This is a genomic window from Vibrio sp. 10N.237.312.B06, from assembly GCF_041464685.1.
Classification (GTDB): domain Bacteria; phylum Pseudomonadota; class Gammaproteobacteria; order Enterobacterales; family Vibrionaceae; genus Vibrio; species Vibrio tasmaniensis_A.
In genome coordinates this window covers 12717-17760 of the sequence record NZ_JBFSPI010000099.1, presented here as the reverse complement: position 1 = coordinate 17760, position 5044 = coordinate 12717, and the positions used below count along the sequence as shown (strand labels likewise).

General features: G+C 44.2%; 4 protein-coding genes. 3 read left to right on the top strand and 1 reads right to left on the bottom strand.

Annotated elements, in window-relative coordinates; translation table 11 throughout:
* The first annotated feature begins 111 nt into the window (after positions 1-111).
* Positions 112-792, top strand: a complete 681-nt coding sequence (locus AB6C75_RS20135; RefSeq protein WP_009846420.1) for a hypothetical protein — start codon at positions 112-114, stop codon at positions 790-792.
* 121 nt (positions 793-913) lie between these two features.
* Positions 914-1114 (top strand): DUF4250 domain-containing protein, encoded by a 201-nt coding sequence (locus AB6C75_RS20130; protein WP_004736508.1) that lies wholly within the window; start codon positions 914-916, stop codon positions 1112-1114.
* Between the two features lie 154 nt (positions 1115-1268).
* Here AB6C75_RS20130 and AB6C75_RS20125 read toward each other — a convergent pair whose 3' ends face one another.
* Positions 1269-2180: a LysR substrate-binding domain-containing protein gene (locus AB6C75_RS20125; RefSeq protein WP_086049155.1), complete on the bottom strand. Its 912-nt coding sequence runs from the start codon at positions 2178-2180 to the stop codon at positions 1269-1271.
* A gap of 281 nt (positions 2181-2461) precedes the next feature.
* Between AB6C75_RS20125 and metE the strand changes: the two genes are divergently transcribed.
* Positions 2462-4810 carry a 5-methyltetrahydropteroyltriglutamate--homocysteine S-methyltransferase gene (gene metE / locus AB6C75_RS20120; RefSeq protein WP_372108906.1) on the top strand — a complete coding sequence of 783 codons (2349 nt, stop codon included), beginning with the start codon at positions 2462-2464 and terminating at the stop codon, positions 4808-4810.
* The last annotated feature ends 234 nt before the right edge of the window (positions 4811-5044 follow it).

The following is a 5044-nucleotide window of genomic DNA, read 5'->3' as shown; positions in this document are numbered from 1 at the left end:
CTACCGATGTATTGTTGAACGCGAAATGTACAGCAAAGATCAACACGCCCTAGTGTTCGCACCAGTTTTTGATATTATTCGCGAAAATAAGTTTGAAGAAGTAGATCCACAATGGTCGAAACGTTATTAGTACAATTTGCTCCGATGCTATTAGGAGCCCAACTGATCTTAACCCTCATCTTAGTGAAAGGGGATATTTGCCCGGGACAACGTGGCCGCATTCACAAGATGTTGCCTGCAATTGGCGTGCTTTGGCTTGCCGTTGCCTCATTAAGAATTGAAGCATTTCTTGTCGTGTTCGCGATCTTTTATTTCTATTCTCAAGTTCAAACCAAGAAGACTCGAGATTCTGGCCCTATTTGGGTGATGTATTTAGCTTGTGGTTTAGCACTGTCATACGTTGCTATACAAGCGACGGAGCAAGCAACCACAGTCGGTATTATTAGCACTTTATTACTCGTGGTTTTATTGGGGGCAGCGTTTGGTCATTTACTGCTGACGATTGCAAGAACACGCTTACAGGCTTTTCACCGTGTTCTGCCCGTTGTTGGTGTGCTGACGGGGATGTTGGTGGTTTTGGCGACGGTCATCAATGTTTACTCTCTGTCTGAAGCTCAATTAGAGCCAATGATTTCAACTCTGCTGTTTAGCTTTGCTTTGCTAATCTCAGCTATCGTGGTGTGGTGTTGGCATTTATTGTTCGTTAAAACCCCTGAAAAGCTTCAGCTGACTATTTCATTGTTGATGTTATTGGCGGCGGCTGTTGGTTTAACGCCAGTTTGGGCGATGTAGGCGGTTACTGATCTCACAAGTCTTTCGGTGTTGAATCGAAAAAGTGTGATCTGTTTTTTAGCGTGGTGTTGGTAAGCGTTCTAAACTTAAATCTAGTCGGTGTGTTCGTTAGGAGTACGGGATGGATTTAAGCAACGTCAAAGGTTTCGATAGCATTATTTTGCTGGGAATCGTGAATGAAAAACTTCGCTTAGAATGCGATAGCTTTGAAGAGCTGATCAGTATGTATGAAATGGATATAGAAAGTGTTGTAGGTAAGCTTGATATGTTGGGCTATCAATACGATCCATTAACTAACCAGTTTAAGTCTTATCCAAGATAAGCTCACAATGAGAGTTTCTTCTATCACGAATTAATACTCATTGCCTGTTGTCGGTATTGGTAATAAAAAGTCACAGATAATCTGTGACTTTTTTGTTTCTGGCGCATATCTATCAGGTTCAACGCAGGCATAAACTAACCCAACAACGAGTCTCTTAAACGACCTCAATGCCATCTAGGTGACTCTTACTTTGCTGTCTTGCCGTGCTAAAGAAAGCTTGTAGGTAACGTTTGTCTTTTTCTGAGTTTCTTACCGCTGCGAACAACCTTCTTGAAAGTCCTTTGCCCAATGGTTTACTGGCGATTAACCCTTGTCTTGAAAACTCACTGATTGCCCAATTAGGTAAGGCCGCAACACCTAAACCTGCCGATACCATTTGCACTAACATCAATGTGTTGTCTGCCTGTTTCCATTTCTTTGGTTCAACGCCTGCAGGTTGCAAAAAGTGTTTCACTACATCGAGACGCTGCTTTTGAACCGGATAAGAGAGCATCGTAATATCACTAAGATCTTGCGGTTCAATACTCGGCTTTTCGGCTAAAGGAGAGTTGATCGCGGTGATCAAACGCATCTCAAAATCGAAAAGCGGTTCGTAGTGAACTTCAGAACGGGGCTGTATATCAGAGGTGATCACCAAATCGAGTTCTCCAGCCATCAATGCCGGTAGAGGCTCGAACCCAAACCCTGACGAGAAATCTAAGGTCACGCTTGGCCAAGCAACTTGGTATTCCTTCAAAGCGGGCATTAGCCATTGGAAGCATGAGTGACACTCGATCGCCATGTGCAATCGGCCATTCACATCCTCTTTTAGGCTTGCGAGTTCGTTTTCAGCTTTGGCGATTTGTGGCTGTATCTCATCAGCCAGTTTTAACAAAATTTCGCCTTCCGAGGTAAATTTAACCGGCCTTGTTTTACGCAAAAAGAGCTGACCGCCAATACGGGCCTCAAGGTCTTTCAACTGGTGAGAAAGTGCCGACTGAGTCAGATGAAGAGAAGTTGCAGTCGCGGTTAGCGAGCCGCTGTCTCTCAAGGTGGTCAATGTCCGAAGGTGTTTAAGCTCTATCATGAGTATTCCTCATATTCCCTAAGCCAATTCAATATTTCTTAATAATCACCCTACGGTGTTTTCTTTCATTTGTAAACGTCTGGATGTCCAGATGGATTTAATAAATTAGCAGTTAGATTATCAAAGATGAAAATTATTAATAAACAAGATGAATATTTGGACCTTGTTCATCGTTCAGATTAGGGAGATAGTTTAGCCATCCAGACGCCTCGGTTGAAAGTTAAAACTACGGACTAAACCGTCTGACCGGAAATTAAAATTATCGAATAAGGAACAGACACATGACGACAACAACGCATATTCTTGGCTACCCACGTATCGGTGAAAAACGCGAACTCAAATTCACTCTCGAGAAGTACTGGCGCGGTGAGATCGATCAATCTGAGCTCAAGCAGATCGGCAGTGAATTAAGAAATCGTAACTGGAATGTACAAGCTGACGCGAATCTAAGCTTTGCAACTGCGGGTGACTTCGCATGGTATGACCATGTACTAACTACGACTCTACTTCTAGGCCACGTTCCCAAGCGCCATGCTGGTGGATCGGAAGATGAAAAAGCCTTCCCAGATTTAGATACCTTGTTCCGCGTTGGTCGTGGTCAGTCTCAAGTTCAATCTACTTGCTGCGGTGGTTTGCATACGTCGAATGATGTCACTAAAGACAGTTCAGCTGCTTCTGACATGACCAAGTGGTTCAACACTAACTATCACTACATTGTTCCTGAGTTCAGCAAAGATGACTCTTTTGAAGTAAGTTGGCCTCAACTGTTTGATGAAGTGAATGAAGCGATTAAAGCAGGACACAAAGTTAAGCCTGTACTCCTTGGGCCACTCTCTTACTTATACCTAGGCAAAGAAGTGGAAGATGGGTTTGACCGCTTATCTCTACTTCCTCGCCTTCTTACCGCGTATCAAGCCATTTTGACAAAGCTCTCAAAGCTTGGCGTAGAGTGGGTCCAAATTGATGAGCCAATCCTGGCTTTGGAGCTTGATAATCAGTGGGTAGATTCATTCAAGCTGGCTTACCAAGTGATTCAAGGCGATGTAAAACTACTACTTACCACTTACTTTGATTCGGTCACGGATACATTAGATAAAATCGTAGATCTGCCTATCAACGGCTTACATATCGACTTAGCAGCAGCACCGCAGCAACTCGATGAAGTGGTTAATAAACTACCGGAAGATTGGGTACTTTCTGCGGGTGCAATCAATGGACGCAATGTGTGGCGAGCTGACTTAGCCGCGCAGCTTGAGTTACTGCAACCTGTGAAAGACAAACTAGGAGATAAGCTTTGGATCGCAAGTTCATGTTCATTGCTGCATAGTCCTGTTGATTTTGAGTTAGAAGAAACGCTTAGCGAAGAAGTGAAGAGTTGGTTTGCCTTTGCAAAACAGAAAGTGACCGAGGTGAGCTTGTTGGGTGCGGCGTTAGACGGTGATCAAAATGCCATTTTGGCGTGTGAGACTTACAGCCAACCAATTGTTGCCCGTAAGAGCGCGATTCATGTGAACAAGCCACAAGTTCAGGCTCGTATCAATACCATTACCAAAGCACTGGCAGAACGCAGTGCTCCATACGCAGAGCGCGCAGCACATCAGTCTGAAGTTCTCGGCTTACCGCTGTTACCAACCACAACCATTGGTTCGTTCCCACAGACAGGAGAGATTCGTCTTCAGCGTAGTGCTTACCGAACTGGCAAACTGAATGAAGCGGAATACACAACCGCATTGAAAGGTCATATTGCTGATGCGGTTAAGCGCCAAGAAGCCTTAGATTTGGATGTGCTTGTGCATGGCGAGGCGGAACGCAATGACATGGTGGAGTACTTTGCAGAAAACCTAGCAGGCTTCCAAACCACTAAGTTTGGTTGGGTACAAAGTTATGGCTCTCGTTGCGTGAAACCGGCGATTGTGGTTGCGGATATCGAGCGTGAAAAACCAATGACGGTCGAGTGGTCGACTTATGCGCAATCCCTGACCTCGAAACAGATGAAAGGCATGCTGACCGGACCAGTCACTATTCTATGTTGGACATTCCCTCGTGAAGACATCTCACGCAAAGAGATCACTAACCAACTGGCGTTTGCTCTACGTGATGAAGTGTCTGATTTACAAGACGCAGGTATTAACATTATCCAAATCGATGAGCCTGCTATTCGCGAAGGTTTGCCTTTGAAAAAACGCGACCATGCAGAGTACTTAGAATGGGCAGTGGATGCCTTTAAGATCTCAGCGGCGAGTGCTAAACCAGAAACTCAGATTCATACCCATATGTGTTACAGCGAGTTCAACGAGATCATTGATTCAGTGGCCGCGCTAGATGCCGATGTGATTACCATTGAGACTTCTCGCTCGAACATGGAATTGCTGAAAGCGTTTGAAGAGTTTAACTATCCGAATGCGATTGGACCTGGCGTTTATGATATTCACTCGCCAAACATCCCTTCAGAAGAGTGGATTGTAGATTTACTTAAGAAAGCGGCAGAAAAAATACCTGCAGAACGTTTGTGGGCAAACCCTGATTGCGGATTAAAGACTCGTAACTGGGCAGAGACAGAAGCGGCACTTACTAACTTAGTTTCGGCGACGAAGACACTGCGTAAAGAGTGGGGATCCGCTGAGGCATAATTTAGTCTAAGATTTGATTGACCCTCTACTCCACGATGAACCACAAAAAAGGCCTCGCATTTGCGAGGCCTTCTGGTTTTATGCTTGTTCGAATATCGAATATCGAATATCGAATATCGAATATCGAATATCGAATATCGAATATCGAATATCGAATATCGAATATCGAATATCGAATATCGAATATCGAATATCGAATATCGAATATCGAATATCGAATATCGAATATCGAAT